Source organism: Streptomyces purpureus (assembly GCF_014648195.1).
GTDB lineage: Bacteria > Actinomycetota > Actinomycetes > Streptomycetales > Streptomycetaceae > Streptomyces > Streptomyces purpureus.
The window spans coordinates 201,982-221,209 of the sequence record NZ_BMQQ01000003.1 but is presented as its reverse complement, the minus strand read 5'-3'; the positions used below and the strand labels follow the sequence as shown (position 1 = coordinate 221,209).

At 69.8% G+C, this 19,228-nt stretch carries 16 protein-coding genes; 7 read left to right on the top strand and 9 right to left on the bottom strand.

Features of this window, described 5'->3' with window-relative positions; all coding sequences use genetic code 11:
* Positions 1-2: 2 nt before the first annotated feature.
* The 3 genes from cydD to IEZ01_RS06505 are packed head-to-tail and all read right to left on the bottom strand — an operon-like array spanning position 3 to position 6,423.
* Positions 3-3,875, bottom strand: coding sequence for a thiol reductant ABC exporter subunit CydD (cydD, locus tag IEZ01_RS06515; RefSeq protein ID WP_189200395.1), 3,873 nt, complete (start codon positions 3,873-3,875; stop codon positions 3-5).
* A 16-nt stretch (positions 3,876-3,891) separates the two neighbouring features.
* Positions 3,892-4,896: a cytochrome d ubiquinol oxidase subunit II gene (gene cydB, locus IEZ01_RS06510; protein WP_019887796.1), complete on the bottom strand. Its 1,005-nt coding sequence runs from the start codon at positions 4,894-4,896 to the stop codon at positions 3,892-3,894.
* A gap of 18 nt (positions 4,897-4,914) precedes the next feature.
* Positions 4,915-6,423, bottom strand: coding sequence for a cytochrome ubiquinol oxidase subunit I (locus IEZ01_RS06505; RefSeq protein WP_019887797.1), 1,509 nt, complete (start codon positions 6,421-6,423; stop codon positions 4,915-4,917).
* 202 nt (positions 6,424-6,625) lie between these two features.
* Between IEZ01_RS06505 and IEZ01_RS06500 the strand changes: the two genes are divergently transcribed.
* Positions 6,626-7,000, top strand: coding sequence for a cyclophilin-like fold protein (locus tag IEZ01_RS06500; protein ID WP_019887798.1), 375 nt, complete (start codon positions 6,626-6,628; stop codon positions 6,998-7,000).
* Positions 7,001-7,029: 29 nt separating this feature from the next.
* Here IEZ01_RS06500 and hisC read toward each other — a convergent pair whose 3' ends face one another.
* On the bottom strand, positions 7,030-8,124 hold the full coding sequence (gene hisC / locus IEZ01_RS06495) for a histidinol-phosphate transaminase (protein WP_189200393.1): 1,095 nt from the start codon (positions 8,122-8,124) through the stop codon (positions 7,030-7,032).
* Between the two features lie 380 nt (positions 8,125-8,504).
* Between hisC and IEZ01_RS06490 the strand changes: the two genes are divergently transcribed.
* From IEZ01_RS06490 to IEZ01_RS06480, 3 genes are all read left to right on the top strand, one after another.
* Positions 8,505-9,611: a LacI family DNA-binding transcriptional regulator gene (locus IEZ01_RS06490; protein ID WP_028797737.1), complete on the top strand. Its 1,107-nt coding sequence runs from the start codon at positions 8,505-8,507 to the stop codon at positions 9,609-9,611.
* 173 nt (positions 9,612-9,784) lie between these two features.
* Entirely contained in the window at positions 9,785-10,846 is a 1,062-nt protein-coding gene (locus tag IEZ01_RS06485) for a metallophosphoesterase (protein ID WP_028797738.1), read from the top strand.
* A gap of 148 nt (positions 10,847-10,994) precedes the next feature.
* Complete coding sequence (locus IEZ01_RS06480) at positions 10,995-11,816, top strand: hypothetical protein (RefSeq protein WP_019887802.1); 822 nt, start codon at positions 10,995-10,997, stop codon at positions 11,814-11,816.
* 68 nt (positions 11,817-11,884) lie between these two features.
* Here the strand turns inward: IEZ01_RS06480 and thiC are convergent, their stop codons facing one another.
* Positions 11,885-13,657 (bottom strand): phosphomethylpyrimidine synthase ThiC, encoded by a 1,773-nt coding sequence (gene thiC, locus IEZ01_RS06475; RefSeq protein WP_189200391.1) that lies wholly within the window; start codon positions 13,655-13,657, stop codon positions 11,885-11,887.
* Positions 13,658-13,855: 198 nt separating this feature from the next.
* Between thiC and IEZ01_RS06470 the strand changes: the two genes are divergently transcribed.
* Positions 13,856-15,157, top strand: a complete 1,302-nt coding sequence (locus IEZ01_RS06470; protein WP_189200389.1) for a YibE/F family protein — start codon at positions 13,856-13,858, stop codon at positions 15,155-15,157.
* A gap of 15 nt (positions 15,158-15,172) precedes the next feature.
* Here IEZ01_RS06470 and IEZ01_RS06465 read toward each other — a convergent pair whose 3' ends face one another.
* From IEZ01_RS06465 to IEZ01_RS06450, 4 genes are all read right to left on the bottom strand, one after another.
* Positions 15,173-15,607, bottom strand: a complete 435-nt coding sequence (locus IEZ01_RS06465) for an SsgA family sporulation/cell division regulator (protein ID WP_028797739.1) — start codon at positions 15,605-15,607, stop codon at positions 15,173-15,175.
* Positions 15,608-15,700: 93 nt separating this feature from the next.
* Positions 15,701-16,471 carry an IclR family transcriptional regulator gene (locus tag IEZ01_RS06460; RefSeq protein WP_078513342.1) on the bottom strand — a complete coding sequence of 257 codons (771 nt, stop codon included), beginning with the start codon at positions 16,469-16,471 and terminating at the stop codon, positions 15,701-15,703.
* A gap of 268 nt (positions 16,472-16,739) precedes the next feature.
* Entirely contained in the window at positions 16,740-16,952 is a 213-nt protein-coding gene (locus IEZ01_RS06455; RefSeq protein ID WP_028797740.1) for a DUF5326 family protein, read from the bottom strand.
* A gap of 193 nt (positions 16,953-17,145) precedes the next feature.
* A complete protein-coding gene (locus IEZ01_RS06450) occupies positions 17,146-17,463 on the bottom strand; it encodes a cupin domain-containing protein (RefSeq protein WP_019887808.1) in 318 nt (105 codons plus the stop codon).
* A gap of 55 nt (positions 17,464-17,518) precedes the next feature.
* On the opposite strand from IEZ01_RS06450, the gene IEZ01_RS06445 reads away from it, so the two are divergent.
* Positions 17,519-17,899 carry a phage holin family protein gene (locus IEZ01_RS06445; RefSeq protein WP_019887809.1) on the top strand — a complete coding sequence of 127 codons (381 nt, stop codon included), beginning with the start codon at positions 17,519-17,521 and terminating at the stop codon, positions 17,897-17,899.
* Between the two features lie 2 nt (positions 17,900-17,901).
* Positions 17,902-19,044, top strand: a complete 1,143-nt coding sequence (locus tag IEZ01_RS06440) for a cystathionine gamma-lyase (protein WP_189200387.1) — start codon at positions 17,902-17,904, stop codon at positions 19,042-19,044.
* The last annotated feature ends 184 nt before the right edge of the window (positions 19,045-19,228 follow it).

Sequence of the window (19,228 nt, the reverse complement as noted above, 5' to 3'; positions counted from 1 at the left end):
TCCTATTTAGCGAGGAAAGTCGGCTCGACCGGCGGGTTCACGGGCGCCGCAGGCCGCTTCACGAGTCCCGCCGACGGGCGGGGGACGAGCGCCTCGGTCTCCCGTTCCCGCTCCAGCATCCGCCGCAGCGGTCCGTCCACCGCCGCCAGCTCTGCGTACGGCCCCTGCTGCACCGTCCGTCCGGCGTCCAGGACCACCACCTCGTCCACCGCGTCCAGTCCACGCAGCCGGTGGGTGATGAGGACGGTCGTACGCCCCTCGGTCACCCGCAGCAGGTCGTCGGTGAGCGCGTCGGCCGTGGCCAGGTCGAGGTGCTCGGCGGGCTCGTCCAGGACGAGGACGGGGAAGTCGGCGAGGAGCGTCCTGGCCAGGGCGAGGCGCTGGCGCTGGCCGCCGGAGAGCTGGGCGCCGTGCTCGCCGACGAGGGTGTCCATGCCGCTGGGCAGCGCCTCCACCCAGTCGAGCAGCCGTGCCTCGTCGAGGGCGCGGCGCAGCTCTTCGTCGCTCGCACCGGGGCGGGCGAGCCGCAGGTTCTCGCGGACGGAGCTGTCGAAGAGGTGCGCGTCCTGGGCGCAGAGTCCGACGAGTCGGCGCACGGCGTCCCCGTCGAGCGAGTCGGCCGCCACACCGCCGATCCGGTAGATGCCGTCGGTGACGTCCAGGAACCGCAGCAACACCTGCGCGAGGGTGGTCTTGCCGGACCCGGAGGCGCCGACGACGGCGATGCGCCGGCCCGCCTCGATCGTCAGGCCGAAGCCGTGCAGCGCGTCCCGCCCCTGCCCGGCGTACCGCGCGCCGATGCCGCGCAGCTCCAGCGGGAAGGGGCTCCGCGGCGGCTCGGCCGGCCGCCGGGGCTCGTGCACGGGGACGGGCGCGTCCAGCACCTCGTACACCCGCTCGGCGCTGCGCCGGACCCGCTGCCGGTACTGCACGGCGAGCGGCAGGCCGGTGACGGCCTCGAAGGCGGCGAGCGGGGTCAGGACGACGACGGCCAGTGCGACACCTTCCAGCCGTCCTTCCCGTACGGCCTGTACGCCGACGAGCGCGGCGGCGGCCACGGTGACCCCGCAGGCGAGCGCGGAGAGCCCGGCCCCGAGCGCGGTGGCCGCCGCCTGCCGCGAGGCGATCGCGGTGAGCTTCCCGTCGGTGTCCCGGGCCCGCTCCGCCCGGCCCTTGAGGGCCCCGGCCACGGTCAGTTCGCCACAGCCGCGCAGCAGGTCGACGACGGTGGTGGCGAGAGCGCCGCGCGCGGGCGCGAGCTGTCGTTCGGCCCGTCGCGCGAGGGCGCCGCTGAGCAGCGGTACGGCGACTCCGGCGGTCAGCAGACCCACGGCGAGGACGGCTCCGGCCTCAGGCAGCAGCCAAGCGGTGAACCCGACGGACCCGGCGCCGACGACCACGGCGGCGCCGACAGGCAGCAGCCAGCGCAGCCAGTAGTCCTGGAGGGCGTCCACGTCGGAGACCAGGCGGGAGAGCAGGTCCCCGCGCCGGGTCAGGCGCAGCCCCGCGGGGGCGATCCGCTCGAGGCGGCGGTAGACCGTGACGCGGAGCTCGGCGAGCATCCGCAGCACCGCGTCGTGCGAGACGAGCCGCTCGGCGTAGCGGAAGACGGCCCGGCCGATGCCGAACGCGCGCGTGGCGGTGACGGCGACCATCAGATAGAGCACGGGCGGCTGTTCGGAAGCCCGCGAGATCAGCCAGCCGGAGACGGCCATGAGCCCCACGGCCGAACCCAGGGCAAGGCTCCCCAGCGTGAGCGCCAGCCCCAGCCGCCCCCGCAGCGCCCCGGCCATCCCCCGCACCCGCGCGAGCACGTTCCCGCCCCGCGTCCCGGCGTCCGGCCCGGTAACCGTTCCGGCCCGCGGCCGTTCGCTCGTCCCAGCGTCCGGCCCGACGGTCGTTCCAGCAGGAGGCCCGGCGTCCAGCCCGCCACGCGGCCGAGCGTCCGGCTCTGTGGCCGGGACGGCGATCGGCCCGGCGATCGGCCGTTCACTCGTCCCAGCGTCCGGCCCGACGACCGTTCCAGCGGTAGGCCCGGCGTCCAGCCCGCCACGCAGCCGAGCGTCCGGCTCTGTGGCCGGGACGGCGATCGGCCATTCGCTCGCCCCGGCGCCCGGCCCGACGGCCGTTCCAGCGTCCGGCCCAGCGCTCAGCCCGGCGGCAACCACAGTCGCGGCGCCCGCCTGCCCGTCCGGCACCACGGCCGCCGCCGGACGGCGCTCGCCGCCCTGGCCGGAGGCCGCGAGCGCCCCGAGCATCACCACCCGGTCCGCCACGGCCAGCAGGGCGGGCCGGTGAACGACCAGCAGGACCGTACGGCCCGCGGCCAGCCGCCGGACCGCGTCGACGACGCCCGCCTCCGTCTCCCCGTCCAGCGCCGCCGTCGGCTCGTCGAGCAGCAGGACTGGCCGGTCCGCGAGGAACGCCCGGGCCAGCGCGAGCCGCTGTCGCTGGCCGGCCGAGAGCCCGGCGCCGTCCTCGCCCAGCGGTGTCGCCGCGCCCTCGGGCAGCCCGGCGACGAACTCCCAGGCCCCGGCGTCGGTCAGCGCCCGCCGCACCTCCTCGTCCGAGGCGTCCGGCCGCGCGAGGCGCACGTTCTCGGCGATCGTGCCGACGAAGAGATACGGCCGCTGCGGCACCCATGCGATCCGCTCGCGCCACCGCTCCAGGTCCAGCGACCCGAGGTCGGCGCCACCGACCCGTACCGCGCCTTCGTCCGGCGCGACGAACCCGAGCACCACATCCAGCAGCGTCGACTTGCCGACCCCGCTCGGTCCGACCAGGGCCACCGTCTCGCCCGGCTCGACGACCAGCGAGGCCGCGTCCAGCGAGGGCTGCGCGCGGCCGGCATGGCGTACCGTCACCCGGTCGAGCTCCAGCCTCGCCGCCGTCGGCGGCTCCCCCGTGCCACCGCCACGTACCGGCGTCTCCAGGACGTCGAAGATCTCCTCCGCCGCCGCGAGCCCCTCGGCCGCCGCGTGGTACTGCGCCCCGACCTGGCGGATCGGCAGATACGCCTCGGGCGCAAGGATCAGAATGACCAGCCCCGTGTACAGGTCCAGGTCGCCGTGGACCAGCCGCATACCGATCCCGACCGCGACCAGCGCCACGGAGAGCGTGGACAGCAGCTCCAGCGCGAACGACGACAGGAACGCGATCCGCAGCGTCCGCAGCGTCGCCTGCCGGTACTCCGAGGTGATCGCCCGGATCGACTCCGCCTGCGCCTTGGCCCGGCCGAAGACCTTCAGCGTGGCGAGCCCGGCGACCACGTCCAGGAAGTGCCCCGAGAGCCGCGACAGCAGCTTCCACTGACGGTCCATCCGGGCCTGCGTGGCCCAGCCGATCAGAATCATGAAGAGCGGGATCAGCGGCAGGGTCACCACGATGACCGCCGCCGACACCCAGTCCTCGGTGACGATCCGCGCCAGCACCGCCACCGGCACCACCACCGCGAGCCCCAACTGCGGCAGATAGCGCGAGAAGTAGTCGTCCAGGGCGTCCGCACCCCGCGTCGCGAGCGCGACCAGCGATCCCGTCCGCTGCCCGCTCAGCCACCCCGGCCCCAGCGCCACGGAACGCTCCAGCAGCCGCCTGCGCAGCTCCGACTTCACCGCCGCGCCCGCGCGATGGGCGGCCAGCTCGGTCAGCCAGGAGACCAGCGCCCGCCCCACGGCAACCGCCGCGAGCAGGCCCAGCTCGGTGGTGAGTCCGGAGAACGACAGGCCCCGCTGGAAGGCACCCACCACCACCTCGGCGATGAGCATCGCCTGGGCGACGACCAGCGCCGCCCCGGCCAATCCGAGGGCCACCACCGCCGCCAGGAAGAGACGGGTGGCCCGGGCGTACCGGAGCAGACGCGGGTCGATCGGTTTCACGTGAAACATTCCCCCACTAGTGCGCGGAGTCGGCGATGTGCTGCGTGCCGATCCGCTTGCGGAACACCCAGTACGTCCAGGCCTGGTAGAGCATCACCAGCGGCGCGGCGACGGCCGCGCACCAGGTCATGATCTTCAGGGTGTACGGGCTGGACGAGGCGTTGGTGACCGTGAGGCTCCACTCGGCGTTCAGCGAGGACGGCATGACGTTCGGGAAGAGCGTGAGGAAGAGCATCGCCACCGCGGCAGCGATCGTGACGCCCGACAGCGCGAACGACCATCCCTCGCGCCCGGCCCTGATCGCTCCGATGGCACCGACCAGCGCCGCCACCGCGACCGCCAGGGCGACCAGGCTCTTGCCGTCGCCGTTCTCGACCTGCGTCCACAGCAGGAACAGCAGCGCCAGCGCCGCCGTGGCCAGACCGAGTGTGAACGCCAGCTTGCGTGCCCGCTCCCGGATGTCACCGACCGTCTTGAGCGCGGCGAACACCGCGCCGTGGAAGGTGAAGAGGAAGAGCGTGACCAGCCCGCCGAGGAGCGCGTACGGGTTGAGCAGATCGAAGAGGCTGCCGACGTACTCCTTCTGCGCGTCGATCTTCACGCCGCGCACGATGTTGCCGAAGGCCACCCCCCAGAGCACGGCCGGGATGAGCGAGGTCCAGAAGATCGCGTGCTCCCAGTTGCGCTGCCAGTTCTCCCCGGAGCGCTTGACCCGGTACTCGAAGGCGACACCGCGCACGATCAGACAGACCAGGATGAGCAGCAGCGGCAGGTAGAAGCCGGAGAACAGCGTCGCGTACCACTCGGGGAAGGCGGCGAAGGTCGCGCCGCCCGCCGTGAGCAGCCACACCTCGTTGCCGTCCCAGACCGGGCCGATGGTGTTGATCAGGACACGCTTCTCGGCCCGGTCGCGGGCGAGCAGCTTGGTCAGGACGCCGATCCCGAAGTCGAAGCCTTCGAGGAAGAAGTAGCCGATCCAGAGGACGGCGATGAGCACGAACCAAACGTTGTGGAGTTCCATGGGTCGCTCTCCTCAGCCTCAGTACGAGAAGGCCATCGGCCGGTCGGGGTCACGGTCGTCCCCGCCGATCTTGGTGGGCGGGTTGAGGTCGGCCTCGGTGAGCTCCGGGGGTCCGGCCTTCACGTACTTCACCAGCAGCCTGACCTCGATCACGGCGAGCACGGCGTACAGCAGGGTGAAGACGATCATCGAGGTGAGCACCTCGCCCTGCGAGACACCGGGGGAGACCGCGTCCCGGGTGCGCAGCACGCCGTAGACGACCCAGGGCTGCCGGCCCATCTCGGTGAAGATCCAGCCCCAGGAGTTGGCGATCAGCGGGAAGGCCATGGTCCACAGCGCCACCAGCCAGTACAGCTTGCTGAACCGGGGGCCGAGAGCCTTCTTGCGGAAGAGGACCAGGTGCGGGACCTCGTCCTCGCCGGTCCGCAGCGCCGACGGGAGCAGGAACCTCTTCCGGGTCAGCCAGAGGCCGAGCATTCCGATGGAGAGGGACGCCATGCCGAAGCCGATCATCCAGCGGAAGCCCCAGTAGGCGACCGGGATGTTGGGCCGGTAGTCGCCCGGGCCGTACTTCTCCTGCATCTGCTTGTTGACGTCGTTGATGCCCGGGACGTGCGAGGTGAAGTCGCCGTTGGCCAGGAAGGACAGCACGCCCGGGATCTCGATCGCGACCTTGTTGTGGCCCTTGTCGACGTCGCCGTACGCGAAGACCGAGAAGGGTGCCGGCGCCTCGCCGTCCCAGAGCGCCTCGGCGGCCGCCATCTTCATGGGCTGCTGCTTGTACATGACCTTGCCGAGCAGGTCACCGCTGATGGCGGTGCCGAGTCCGGCGATGATCAGCGTGATCAGGCCGAGCCGGAGCGAGGTCCGCATCACGGTGACGTGCTTCTTGCGGGCCAGGTGGAAGGCGGATATGCCGACCATGAAGCCGCCGCCGACGAGGAAGGCCGCCGTCATGGTGTGGAAGAACTGGGTCAGGGCCGTGTTCTGGGTGAGCACCAGCCAGAAGTCCGTGAGCTCCGCCCGGCCGCGCTCTTCGTTCATGCGGTAGCCGACCGGGTGCTGCATCCAGGAGTTGGCGGCCAGGATGAAGTACGCGGACAGGATCGTGCCGATGGAGACCATCCACATGCACGCCAGGTGGATCTTCTTCGGCAGCTTGTCCCAGCCGAAGATCCACAGGCCGATGAACGTGGACTCGAAGAAGAAGGCGATCAGCGCCTCGAAGGCGAGCGGGGCACCGAAGACGTCACCGACGAAGCGCGAGTAGTCCGACCAGTTCATGCCGAACTGGAACTCCTGGACGATGCCGGTGACCACACCCATGGCGATGTTGATCAGGAACAGCTTGCCCCAGAACTTGGTCGCCTTGAGGTACTTCTCCTTCTCCGTGCGCACCCAGGCGGTCTGGAGACCCGCCGTGAGCGCGGCGAGCGAGATCGTCAGAGGGACGAAAAGGAAGTGGTAGACGGTGGTGATGCCGAACTGCCATCGCGCCAGTGTTTCTGGCGCCAGAGCTAGATCCACGTCGTCTTCTCCTCACATCGCGTGGTCACGTCGGGGTTTTGCCACTCTTGATCCCGCCCATTTCGGGATGACCAGGACACGCTTGTGAACGCGTTCACATTCACAAGCATTATGTCTCATACGAAATCCGTACTGGCAAGGGGGGTGCGTTACCGGCGGGTACCTCTTCCCAGGGACTTCAACATATTGTTGAATCCGGCCCATGAAGATCCGTATCTCCTGGCCCGCCGGGCACCTCACCGCGACCCTCGAAGAAACCCCCACGAGCAAAGCGCTCGCGGGGGTTCTCCCGATCTCCTCCACCGCCCGCACCTGGGGCGAGGAGGTCTATTTCGACACTCCGGTCTCCGCCGCACGCGAAGCCGGCGCACAACAGGTGGTGGAGCCGGGCACCGTCGCCTTCTGGACCGACGGCGACGCGCTCGCGCTCCCCTACGGCCCCACACCGATCTCCCGGGGCGACGAATGCCGCCTCGCGAGCCCCTGCAACCTCCTCGGAGAGATCGACGGCGACCCGCGCCATCTCGCCACCGTCCGCGACGGCGACCCGATCCGCGTCGAGCTCGCCGACGACTGAGCCGACCTCCCGGCCGGCCCCCGTCGGACTCAGCCCTCCTTGCGGAAGCCCTCGGCCACCTTCAGGAACAGGTCGTTGGCCTCGGTCTCCCCGATGGTGACCCGCACACCCTCGCCCGCGAACGGCCGCACCACCACACCGGCCCGCTCGCAGGCCGCCGCGAAGTCGACGGTCCGCTCACCCAGCCGCAGCCAGACGAAGTTCGCCTGCGTGTCGGGAACGGTCCAGCCCTGGCCCACAAGGCCCTCGTAGACCCGGGTCCGCTCGCAGACCAACGAGCCGACCCGGCCCAGCAGTTCGTCCTCCGCCCGTAGCGAGGCCACCGCCGCGTCCTGCGCGAGCTGGCTCACCCCGAACGGCACCGCGGTCTTGCGCAGCGCCGCCGCCACCGGCTCATGGGCCACCGCGAAACCGACCCGCAGCCCGGCCAGGCCGTACGCCTTGGAGAAGGTCCGCAGCACCGCCACGTTCGGACGGTCCCGGTAGATCTCGATGCCGTCCGGCACCTCGACGTCCCGCACGAACTCGCGGTAGGCCTCGTCCAGCACGACCAGCACGTCCGACGGCACCCGGTCCAGGAACCGCTCCAGCTCGGCGCGGCGCACAGCCGTCCCGGTGGGGTTGTTCGGGTTGCAGACGAAGATCAGCCGGGTCCGGTCGGTGATCGCCTCCGCCATCGCGTCCAGGTCGTGCACGTCACCATCGGTCAGCGGCACCCGCACCGAGGTGGCGCCCGAGATCTGGGTGATGATCGGGTACGCCTCGAAGGACCGCCAGGCGTAGATCACCTCGTCGCCCGGGCCCGAGGTGGACTGCAGCAGCGACTGGGCGACCCCGACCGAGCCGGTGCCGGTCGCCAAGTGCGACACCGGCACCCCGAAGCGCTCCGCGAGCTCGTTCATCAGACCCGTGCAGGCCATGTCCGGGTAGCGGTTGAAGCCGGCGGCCGCCGCCAGCGCGCTCTCCATGACGCCGGTCAGCGGCGGGTACGGGTTCTCGTTGGAGGACAGCTTGTACGCGACCGGCCCACCCGCGGCAGCCGGCTTGCCCGGCTTGTAGGTGGGAATGCCGTCCAGCTCGGCGCGCAGCTTCGGGCTCGTCCCGCGCGGGCTCGTCTCGCTCACTGTGGTCCTCCTCGACCGTCCGTACCACCAATACTCCTCACCTTATGAGGATTCGCCTCCCCTGCGAATGGGCTGCCGCAGGCAACCTGTGCGGAACCTCGCGCCAGGGCGCGACGAAGGGGGAGCGCTAGCCATCCTGGCGCGCGCCGGTGGCGAGCGCCCTGGCGCGCGTCGCCCGTAGTAGTGAGTTGAGACCTCTTCGCAACATCCGGCATTTGGTAGGCCCATGCGTGTCGACAACCTCAGGCCCCATGTCCACACCCCCAACTACCTGCTGTTCTATGGCTTTTGACCATGAACGATCATGCAGAAACGTGCCTGTCAACGAGTGAATATGCGACCGGCCCAACCACCCGCCCTCGCCCTACTATCGGCTCGCCATGACAGCAGCAGGGAAGCACCAGGTGAGCCGGGCACAGACCCGGGGAAGCCGGCAGGGCCGAGCGGGCATCCGGGACGTGGCCGCCGCAGCCGGAGTCTCCATCACGACTGTCTCCGACGCGCTCAACGGCAAGGGCCGGCTCCCGGATGCCACCCGCCGCCACGTCCGCGAGGTCGCCGACCGGCTGGGCTATCGCCCATCCGCGGCGGCCCGAACGCTCCGTACCGGCAAGTCAGGGCTCATCGGCCTGACCGTGACGACCTACGGGGATGAACCTTTCACCTTCACCGAATTCGCGTACTTCGCAGAGATGGCGAGAGCAGCGACCTCGGCCGCGCTCGCGCGCGGCTACGCACTCGTCATCCTGCCCGCCACCTCACGCCATGACGTCTGGTCGAACGTCGCCCTCGACGGCACCGTCGTCATCGACCCCTCCGACCACGACCCGGTCGTCACCGAGCTCGTCCGCCAGGGCCTGCCCGTCGTCTCCGACGGACGCCCGGCCGGCACCCTCCCGGTGACCGCCTGGGTCGACAACGACCACGAAGCCGCCGTCCTCGACCTGCTCGACCATCTCGCCGCCGCCGGCGCCCGCCGGATCGGTCTGCTCACCGGCACCACCACCGACACGTACACCCGCCTGTCCACCACCGCCTACCTCAACTGGTGCGAGCGGGTCGGACAGGACCCTGTCTACGAGGCCTACCCCGCGCACGACCCGTGTGCGGGCGCCGTCGCCGCCGACCGGCTCCTCGCCCGCCCCGACCGCCCCGACGCCGTCTACGGTCTCTTCGACCCGAACGGCACCGATCTGCTGGCCGCCGCCCGCCGGTACGGCCTGCGCGTCCCCGACGATCTCCTGCTGGTCTGCTGCAGCGAGTCCACGGTCTACGCGAACACCGAACCGCCCATCACCACGCTCTCGCTCAAACCACGCCGGATCGGTACCGCCGTCGTCCAGCTCCTCATCGACGCCATCGAGGGGATCGACACCGACGGCCCGGTCGAGCAGGTGATACCGACCGAACTCATCGTCCGGACGTCCTCGCAGAGACGCTCGCCACGGACGACGGTCAGCCCGCCCCGGTCTCCTTCGCAGGACTAGACCTTCTCAATTGGGGCGAAACAACCGGTGAACCAGGGGTGGACCATGATTCACCACCCCTGGTGCGTCACACAGGAGGAGCCTCATTCCTATGATGGGCGCACGACACCGTGGACGACCCCGACCAGGCCGGTCCACGTGTGCAGGGCGTCACGACGGTGGTGGAGGGGTCGATGACTCAGGGGGCCGGGCAGGAAGCCGTGGTGCGGACGGCCACGTTGCGTGACTTCCGGGTACCGCCGTACGCGCGCGTGCCCGTGCAGGGACACGTCGGCCACCCTGGCGACGCCTTCCCCGACGACCAGTTCCCGGAGGGCTACACCCCCACCGCGCGGGACCTTCCGGTGATCAACCGAGGTGACACCGTGCAGGTGAGGGTCTCCCCCTCCGAGGTGCCCGTCGCCCCCGAGGGCCTCGGCCCGCTCTACGTGGTGGGCGACGTCCATGGCTATCTCGACGAACTCGTCGCCGCCCTGCGTGAGCAGGAGCTGATCGACGCCGACGGGAACTGGGCGGCCGGCAACTCCCGGCTCTGGTTCCTCGGCGACTTCACCGACCGGGGCCCCGACGGCATCGGCGTGATCGACCTCGTCATGCGGCTGTCCGCCGAGGCCGCCGCGGCCGGCGGCTACTGCAAGGCCCTGATGGGCAACCACGAGCTGCTGCTCATCGGCGCCAAGCGCTTCGCCGACACCCCGGTGAACTCCGGCGCCGGCACCGCCACCTTCCAGGCCGCCTGGCTCCTCAACGGCGGACAGAAGCACGACATGGACCGCCTCCAGGACGTCCACCTCCAGTGGATGTCCCGGCTGGACGCCGTGGTGGAGGAGGACGGCCATCTCCTGCTGCACTCCGACACCACCGCCTACCTCGACTACGGCTCGACCATCGAGGACGTCAACGAGACCGTCCACGAGATCCTCAACCGCGGCGACGCCGACGAGTGCTGGGACCTCTTCCGGAAGTTCACCAAGCGCTTCGCCTTCCGCGACGAAGGCGGCCCCCAGGCCGTGCAGGAGCTCCTGTCGACCTACGGCGGCGGGCGGGTGGTGCACGGTCACAGCCCCATCCCGTACCTGCTGGGTGAGGTCGGCACCGAGGACGCCGAGGGCGAGGCCGCCCGGCCGATCGTCGAGGAGCCGCATGTGTACGCCGACGGTCTCGCCATCGCGATGGACGGCGGCGTGACCATGGCCGGAAAGCTGCTGGTCGTCCAACTCCCCCTGCGTCACTGAGCGGAGCGGGGAAAGGCGATTTCCGGAAACCCCCTGTCACCCCCTGCGGTAACCGCTCTACCATCGGCTTATCCGTAGCAGGCTCTCCTCCGTTTCCGCCCAACTGCCCGCGGTCCGCGGGCACACAGGCCCTACGGAGCATCGGGGGATGCACATGAACGTGGCTCCGCACCTGCTGACCGAGGACCGCGCCGAGTTCGAGCGCATCCTCGACGACGCACTGCGTAACGCACACGACCGTCCGGATCTCGCCGCGGTCGGCGAACGGCTCAACACCGAACAGCTACGCACCATGGCACTGAACGCGACAACGCTGATCACTTCGTCGGCCGCCGCGGAGTACGACCACTTCGTCAAGGTCCGCGAGGAGCTGCGTGCGCCGTCCGGCGGGAGCGCACTGGACTCGGCACGGACCTCGTCGGGCGGCGAGTCCGTAGACGGTACGGGCGCCGGGCTCGGCGCAGTCGTGACCGTGCTCGCTCCGGTCCTCGCCGGTACGGCCGCGCTGATCTTTCTGCTCGTCGGCTATCTGCTGAAGGCTCTCGACGAACCACCGGCCTTCGCGGACACCCTGCTGGCCACCGGCTGGTTCTTCGGCGCCGTCACCGCGGTGGGCATCCTGGCCGCCGCGGTCGGACTGCTCGTCACGGCCCTGCGCAACGGCGCCACCCAGGTGCCCGCGCAGGAGCCGGGCGGTGAGCCCGACGAGGTGTCCCGGGCCCGCGAGGCCTGGCGCATCGCGCTCCTGGAGCGGGGCATAGTCCCGTTCCTGCGCGCCGCGCTGGCCGATCCGAGCGCCGATCCGGGTTCATCGGCACCCCCGCGGCCGATGAGCCGGATTCCCAAGGTCGGGTTCAGCGGACCGGACTTCTCCAGCCCGAGCGAAGGCGCGACCGGCACCCGGCCGATGTTCACCAGCCCGGACTTCACCAGTCCCGACTTCGGCGGCCCCGAGCACCAGCCGGAATGACCGGTCCTCGGGGCCGGATGTTTCACGTGAAACATCCGGCCCGTGGAACCACTGGGCCGGAGAAGGGCCTACTCCGCGAGCGGCAGGTAGACCCGGTTGCCGGCGGCGGCGAACTCCTTGGACTTCTCCGCCATTCCTGCTTCGATCTGGTCCGCCTGAAGATCGCCGCCGTGCTCGCGCCGGATGTCCTGCGAGATCTTCATCGAGCAGAACTTCGGACCGCACATCGAGCAGAAGTGGGCGGTCTTGGCCGGCTCGGCCGGGAGCGTCTCGTCGTGGAACTCCCGGGCCGTGTCCGGGTCGAGCGCCAGATTGAACTGGTCCTCCCACCGGAACTCGAAGCGGGCGTCCGACAGGGCGTCGTCCCACTCCTGGGCACCCGGGTGGCCCTTGGCCAGGTCCGCCGCGTGAGCCGCGATCTTGTAGGTGATGACGCCGGTCTTCACGTCGTCGCGGTTGGGCAGGCCCAGGTGCTCCTTGGGCGTGACGTAGCAGAGCATCGCGGTGCCCCACCAGGCGATCATCGCGGCGCCGATACCGGAGGTGATGTGGTCGTACGCCGGGGCGACGTCCGTGGTCAGCGGGCCGAGCGTGTAGAACGGCGCCTCCTCGCAGATCTCCTGCTGGAGGTCGATGTTCTCCTTGATCTTGTGCATCGGGACATGCCCGGGGCCCTCGATCATGGTCTGCACGTTGTGGCGCTTGGCGATCGTGTTGAGCTCGCCCAGCGTCTTCAGCTCCGCGAACTGCGCGGCGTCATTGGCGTCCGCGATCGAGCCGGGACGCAGCCCGTCGCCCAGCGAGTAGGTGACGTCGTACGTCGCCAGGATCTCGCAGAGCTCCTCGAAGTTCGTGTAGAGGAAGTTCTCCTTGTGGTGCGCGAGGCACCAGGCGGCCATGATCGAGCCGCCGCGGGAGACGATGCCGGTCTTGCGGCGTGCGGTCAGCGGCACGTACGGCAGCAGGACACCGGCGTGGACGGTCATGTAGTCGACGCCCTGCTCGGCCTGCTCGATGACCGTGTCCTTGTAGATCTCCCAGGTCAGTTCCTCGGCCTTGCCGTCGACCTTCTCCAGCGCCTGGTAGAGGGGGACGGTGCCGATCGGCACGGGGGAGTTGCGCAGCACCCATTCGCGGGTGGTGTGGATGTTCCGGCCGGTGGAGAGGTCCATGACGGTGTCGGCGCCCCACTTGGTCGCCCACGTCATCTTCTCCACCTCCTCCTCGATGGAGGACGTGACGGCGGAGTTGCCGATGTTGGCGTTCACCTTCACCAGGAACCGCTTGCCGATGATCATCGGCTCGATCTCCGGGTGGTTGACGTTGGCCGGCAGCACCGCGCGCCCGGCCGCGATCTCCTCTCGTACGACCTCGGGGGAGACGTTCTCGCGGATGGCGACGTACTCCATCTCCGGGGTGATCTCCCCCCGGCGGGCGTACGCGAGCTGGGTCACGGCCTGGCCGTCCCGGCCCCGGCGCGGCAGCCGCGGCCGTCCCGGGAAGACCGCGTCGAGGTTCTTGAGGCCACCGCGCGGCGAGGTGTGCTTGATGCCGTCGTCCTCGGGGCGGACCGGGCGGCCGGCGTACTCCTCGGTGTCGCCGCGCCCGATGATCCAGTTCTCCCGCAGCGGCGGCAGGCCCCGGCGGACATCGGTGTCGACGGTGGGGTCGGTGTACGGCCCGGACGTGTCGTACAGCGTCACGTCCTTGCCGTTGGTGAGGTGCACCTGCCGGACCGGCACCCGGAGGTCGGGGCGCGAGCCCTCGATGTACCCCTTGTGCCAGCCCGGCTTCCGCTCGGCCTGATCGGCGGCAGGCGTGCGTGCATCCTGAATGGTCATGAGACCTACTCCCTACGCCGGCATTACCCGGTAACAGGTTCGGCGGTCGGCGCAGCCTCCTCCCGTACATATGTACGGTGATCAGCGCCCTCTCAGCCCGGTGCTCCGAGCTCCCGCGTGTGCAAAGGTGCCACCACGCTAGCGTCCTTCCTGGCGTGCTGAACAGAGGGGCCCCTCCGTTCTTGCGATGATCGGTCGGTGACTTCTTCGCAGCGGACTCCCGAACCCCACGGCCACACGCACAGCCACGGGCCGGCGGCACCCGTCTCACGGCACCTGCGCAAGGTCATCGCCGCCGTCCTGATCCCCTTCGCCACCGCCGTACTGGTGGGCGTGGCGCTCCTCTGGCCGGGCGGCACCCCGGCACACGAACGCACCGGTGTCGGCTTCGACCGCCAGACCCAGCAGGGCAAGGTCACCAAGGTCGTGCGGGTCGACTGCAAGGAGGTGAACGCCGCGCAGGTCCCGCCGACCGGCGACACCTCCACACCGGAGGGACGCGAGGCGGTCAACGCCCAGCAGGGAACGTGCGCGAGGGCGACGGTCGAGGTCACCACCGGCCCTGACAAGGGCCGCACCTTCACCGAGATCGTGCAGCCGGACGCCCCGCGCCAACTGGAGGAGGGCCAGGGCGTGGTGGTCGCCTACGCCCCCGACGCGCCGCGTGACCTGCAGTACTCGGTGACGGACGTGGACCGCGGGATCCCGATGGCGGTCCTCGCCGCGATCTTCGCCCTGGCCGTGGTGGTGGTCGGCCGGATGCGCGGCGTCATGGCGCTGATCGCGCTGGCTGTCAGCTTCCTGGTCCTGACGTTCTTCATCCTGCCCGCCATCCTCCAAGGCTCGAATCCCCTGGTGGTGGCGGTGGTCGGGGCCAGCGCGATCATGCTGATCGCGCTCTACATGTGCCACGGCCTGTCGGCCCGTACGTCGGTCGCGGTCCTCGGCACCCTGATCTCGCTGCTGCTGATCGGCCTGCTGGGCTCCCTGTTCATCGGCTGGGCCTCGCTGACCGGCAACACCGACGACTACACCGGCCTGATCCACGGCCTCTACCCGGACATCGACATGTCCGGCCTGCTGCTCGCGGGCGTCATCATCGGTTCGCTCGGCGTCCTCGACGACGTGACGGTCACTCAGACGTCCGCGGTGTGGGAGCTCCACCAGGCGGACCCCTCGATGGGGCCCCGGGCTCTGTACCGGGCGGCGATCAGGATCGGCCGGGACCACATCGCATCCGTGGTCAACACGCTCGTCCTCGCCTACGCGGGCGCTGCCCTGCCCCTGCTGCTGCTGTTCTCGATCGCCCAGAGCAGCGTGGGCACCGTGGCCAACAGCGAATTGGTGGCGCAGGAGATCGTACGGACGCTGGTGGGCTCGATCGGACTGGTCGCCTCGGTGCCGGTGACCACCGCGCTGGCCGCGCTGGTCGTCTCGGCCGACCGGCCGGGATCCCAGCCACGCACGTCGCGCGGCGGCCGGCGACGCCGCGCGAAGTGAGGGTGGCCGGCTTCGCTAGCCGGCGTTCTCTTCGGCGAGGATGCGGCCCAGCGCCTCCTCCAGGTGCTCATCGAAGTCGGCGAGCGTGCACTCCTGCCCCAACGGCACCAGCTTGTCAGTGCGGTCGAGGAACGCGACGAGCGGCGGAGCGCTGGCGCGGAAGAGCGCCCGGTCGGCGCCGACCTGAAGCCGGATGTGAACGTCGGACAGGTCTTCGGGGCCGGTCGGCGCGATGCGCACATCCCCGTCCCCGCTCGGGGCGTTGATGCCGTCCAGAAGCAGTTCACGGCCGAAGGCCCAGGTAACAGGCGCGTCGCCGGGCAGGTGGAAGGTCATGCGCACCGCGTAGGGATCTCGCATCTCGTACCGCAGTTCCACCGGGATCCGGAAGGAGAGCTCCTCGGAGACGAGGAAGCTCATCAGGACCTCAGCCTGAACCGACTCGCGCATGTGTACCCCGCATTAGAAGAAGCAGATGTGGTCCCCCCTGCCCTCTTGACGCCATCGTGATGCACCCACTAACAGATCACAAGGAGTGATTTTTCAGATACTGATAGAGAAGGCGAGCGAGCTGAAGAGTCTTCCGATTTCGTTGCGTAGCTGCTCAACTGCAGGCAGCAACCGGTGCTGCTGGTGGAGAGGAAGGGAAATCGCCATCGCGGCCGCTGTGGAGCCCGCAGTAATGGGAATCGCGGCACAGACCGTGCCGAGCGCATATTCCTGACGCTCCACCAGGGGCTCCATCCGCCCCGTACCGCCCAAACGTTCCAGAAGCATCCGGCGGTTACGCACCGTATATGGCGTGATGGCTTCCACCGGATGGCGGTCAAGGTGGTCTTGACGGCTTTTCTCGTCGAGTTGACTGAGCAGGCACTGACCGATCGCATGGGCGTGTCCGGTCTCGCGGAAGTCGGCCCACTCGTCGACCGCGGGGGCGGCGGGGGTGTCCGCGACGGCGACGAGCTCGATCTCGCCCTCGCGGTAGATGGCGAAATAGACCGGGACACCGATCGCGTCCCGCCAGTGCGACAGCGAGTCCTCGATCTTGGTGCGACGATTCTGCAGTGCTCCGCCGCCCGCCAGACGACCGGCCGCGTCGCCAAAGACGAACACACCCTTCTCACGGCGCAGATAGCCCTCATGAGTCAGGGTGCGAAGCAGGTGGTACGCGGTGGGAAGCGCGACTCCCGCCTCGCGCGCGAGCTGTTTGGCGGGGGCCCCGTCCTCATGGGAGCCCACGGCTTCCAGGAGTCTCAGGGCACGCTGCACCGAGCCGATCAGGGTAGGGGCAGCGGTCTGTTGAGCCGTGGCCAAAGGTCACCCCCAGGCGTTTCGACGGGTGATGATTCACCCGCCCGCGGGGGCCTCCCCCGCGCGCCGGCCGCTTGGTGTGGTCCACAGGAGGACCCGCCAGGATCGTCGTACAACCGCAGGTCAGGGCTCTATTTCGATGCCTGTTTCACCCGGGCGCCAGCGGTTTTCCACTGTATGGCAGCGCCCTAGGGCCGCACCGGTTTCTTCTGGGGCGTTCCCCCGGCCGGGCTAACGCCTCTCCTGGCCCCGGCGGAGCCAGGAGATCGCGTCACCAGTCGCCGCGTGAGGTGGACGACGACATGAACTTCCGTACGACGTAAATGAGACCGCCGACCAAGGCCGCGAAGACCAGGACCTTGAAGAGGAGCCCGATGAAGAATCCGACGACGCTGACGATCATTCCGCCGAACACCATCACCGCGATGAGGGGTATGGCCACCCACTTCACCCACCAGGGCATCCCCGCGAGAATCTCCTTCACCGCCATGGTCCTTACCTCGTCTCCATGAGTCATGCGCGTCCGCCCGGCGCCTTCCGCACCGAACACCCTCGATGCTAGGGGCGGCCAGGGGGCTCCGGGCGGCTCGGAGCCCTTGCTCTCCCCTGAACGAACCCCTAGGGATTCCCGGGGTACAACCCCCACCACCGGGACTCCAACCGGCAGCGGGTGAGCGTCAGCTCTCGGGCGGCGAGAAGACCACCATCACCCGCAGGTCCTCGGTGACATGGTGGAACTTGTGCGGCACCCCGGCCGGCACGTACACCACGCTGCCCCGGCCGACCTGCTGTGTCTCCGTCCCCACCGTGATCGACGCCCGGCCGCTGACCACGAAGTACACCTCGTCCTCGTTGTGCGGCTGCTGCGGATCGAGCTCGCCCGCGTTCAGCGCGTAAAGCCCCACCGACATATGGCGCTCGCGCAGGAACTGCAGATACGCGCCCTCGTTCGCGGCGCGCTCCGCCTCCAGCTCGTCCAGTCGGAATGCCTTCATTTTTCGTCCGTCCGCCCCTGCGCTCGGCCCGATCATGTCTGCCACGATCAGACACATGAAGAATTTTGTAGTCAAGACGATCGCGAACGCGGGTGCCCTGGCGGTCGCGATCTGGCTGGTCCCAGACATCACCCTCACCGGCGAGAACACCGGCAAGCAGGCCCTGACGCTCATTCTTGTGGCGCTGGTTTTCGGCGTGGTGAACTTCCTCGTCAAGCCGGTCGTGAAGCTGCTCACGCTGCCGCTGTTCATTCTCACGCTCGGACTGATCACGCTGGTGGTCAACGCCCTGATGCTGCTGCTCACCTCCTGGCTCGCCGACAAGCTGGAACTGAGCTTCCATGTCGAGGGCTTCTGGACGGCGGTGCTCGGCGGTCTGATCATCTCGATCGTGTCGTGGGCCCTGAACGTCATCCTCCCCGACGGCAAGGACTGACCATGGCCATCGGTGACGGCACCCGCGCGGTACGGGCGGGCCTGCCCGACCCCGAGAAGTACGCCCCCACCCTCCCCGGCCCGGTCTTCGCCGCCCACTACCACCTGCCCGGCGACCCCACCGGCCCGTACACCTACGGCCGCGACGAGAACCCGACCTGGACCCTCCTGGAACAGGCCATCGGCGAACTCGAGGCACCCGCCACCAGACCGGGGGAGCCCGTCGAGACGGTCGCCTTCGCCTCCGGCATGGCCGCGATCTCCGCGGTCCTCTTCTCCCAGCTCCGCGCGGGCGACGCGGTCGTCCTCCCCTCCGACGGCTACCAGGCGCTGCCGCTGGCGCGCGAGCGTCTGGAGGCGTACGGAGTGGAGGTCCGCACCGCTCCGACCGGCGACGACGCCCAGCTCTCCGTCCTCGACGGCGCCCGCCTGCTGTGGCTCGAGACCCCGTCCAACCCGGGTCTCGACGTCTGCGACATCCGGCGGCTGACCGACGCGGCGCACGACGCCGGCGCCCTGGTGGCGGTCGACAACACCCTGGCCACCTCCCTCGGCCAGCGGCCCCTGGAGCTCGGCGCCGACTTCTCCGTCGCCAGCGACACCAAGGGGCTGACGGGTCACGGGGACATCCTGCTCGGTCATGTCAGCGGACGGGACCCGCTGCGGATGGCCGAGGTACGGCGCTGGCGCAAGATCGCCGGAGCCATCCCCGGACCGATGGAGGCCTGGCTCGCCCACCGGTCGCTGGCAACCCTCGCCCTGCGGGTGGACCGGCAGTGCGCCACCGCCCTCACCCTCGCCGAGGCGCTGCGCGGCCGCGCGGACGTCACCGGGCTGCGCCACCCCGGCCTGCCTGACGACCCGTCCCATCCCGTGGCGTCGCGGCAGATGCGGCGCTTCGGGTCCGTGGTCTCCTTCGTCCTGCCGGACCGCGACCGGGCCGAGCGGTTCCTCGCCGCATTGCGGCTGGTGGACGACGCGACCAGCTTCGGCGGTGTGCGCTCCACGGCGGAACGCCGTGGGCGCTGGGGCGGTGACGCCGTGCCGGAAGGATTCATCCGCTTCTCGGTCGGCGCGGAGGACCCGCAGGACCTGGTGGCGGACGTCCTGCGCGCCCTCGACGAGGCGGCTGAAAGCGACAAGTAGGCTCGAAAGGGCGGTCCGAGCCTCCCCCCTCGTGGCTCGGACCGCCCGGTTCCGCGCGGTGGAAGACCGCGTGAACAAGGCTAGTTGACTCAGCGTCAGTGTCCAATCACGGTAGCGACAGAGACCTATCGACTTATTTATAGTTGGACGGTCCTGAGTCGGCGTCAGCCGTTGGACCTTGGAC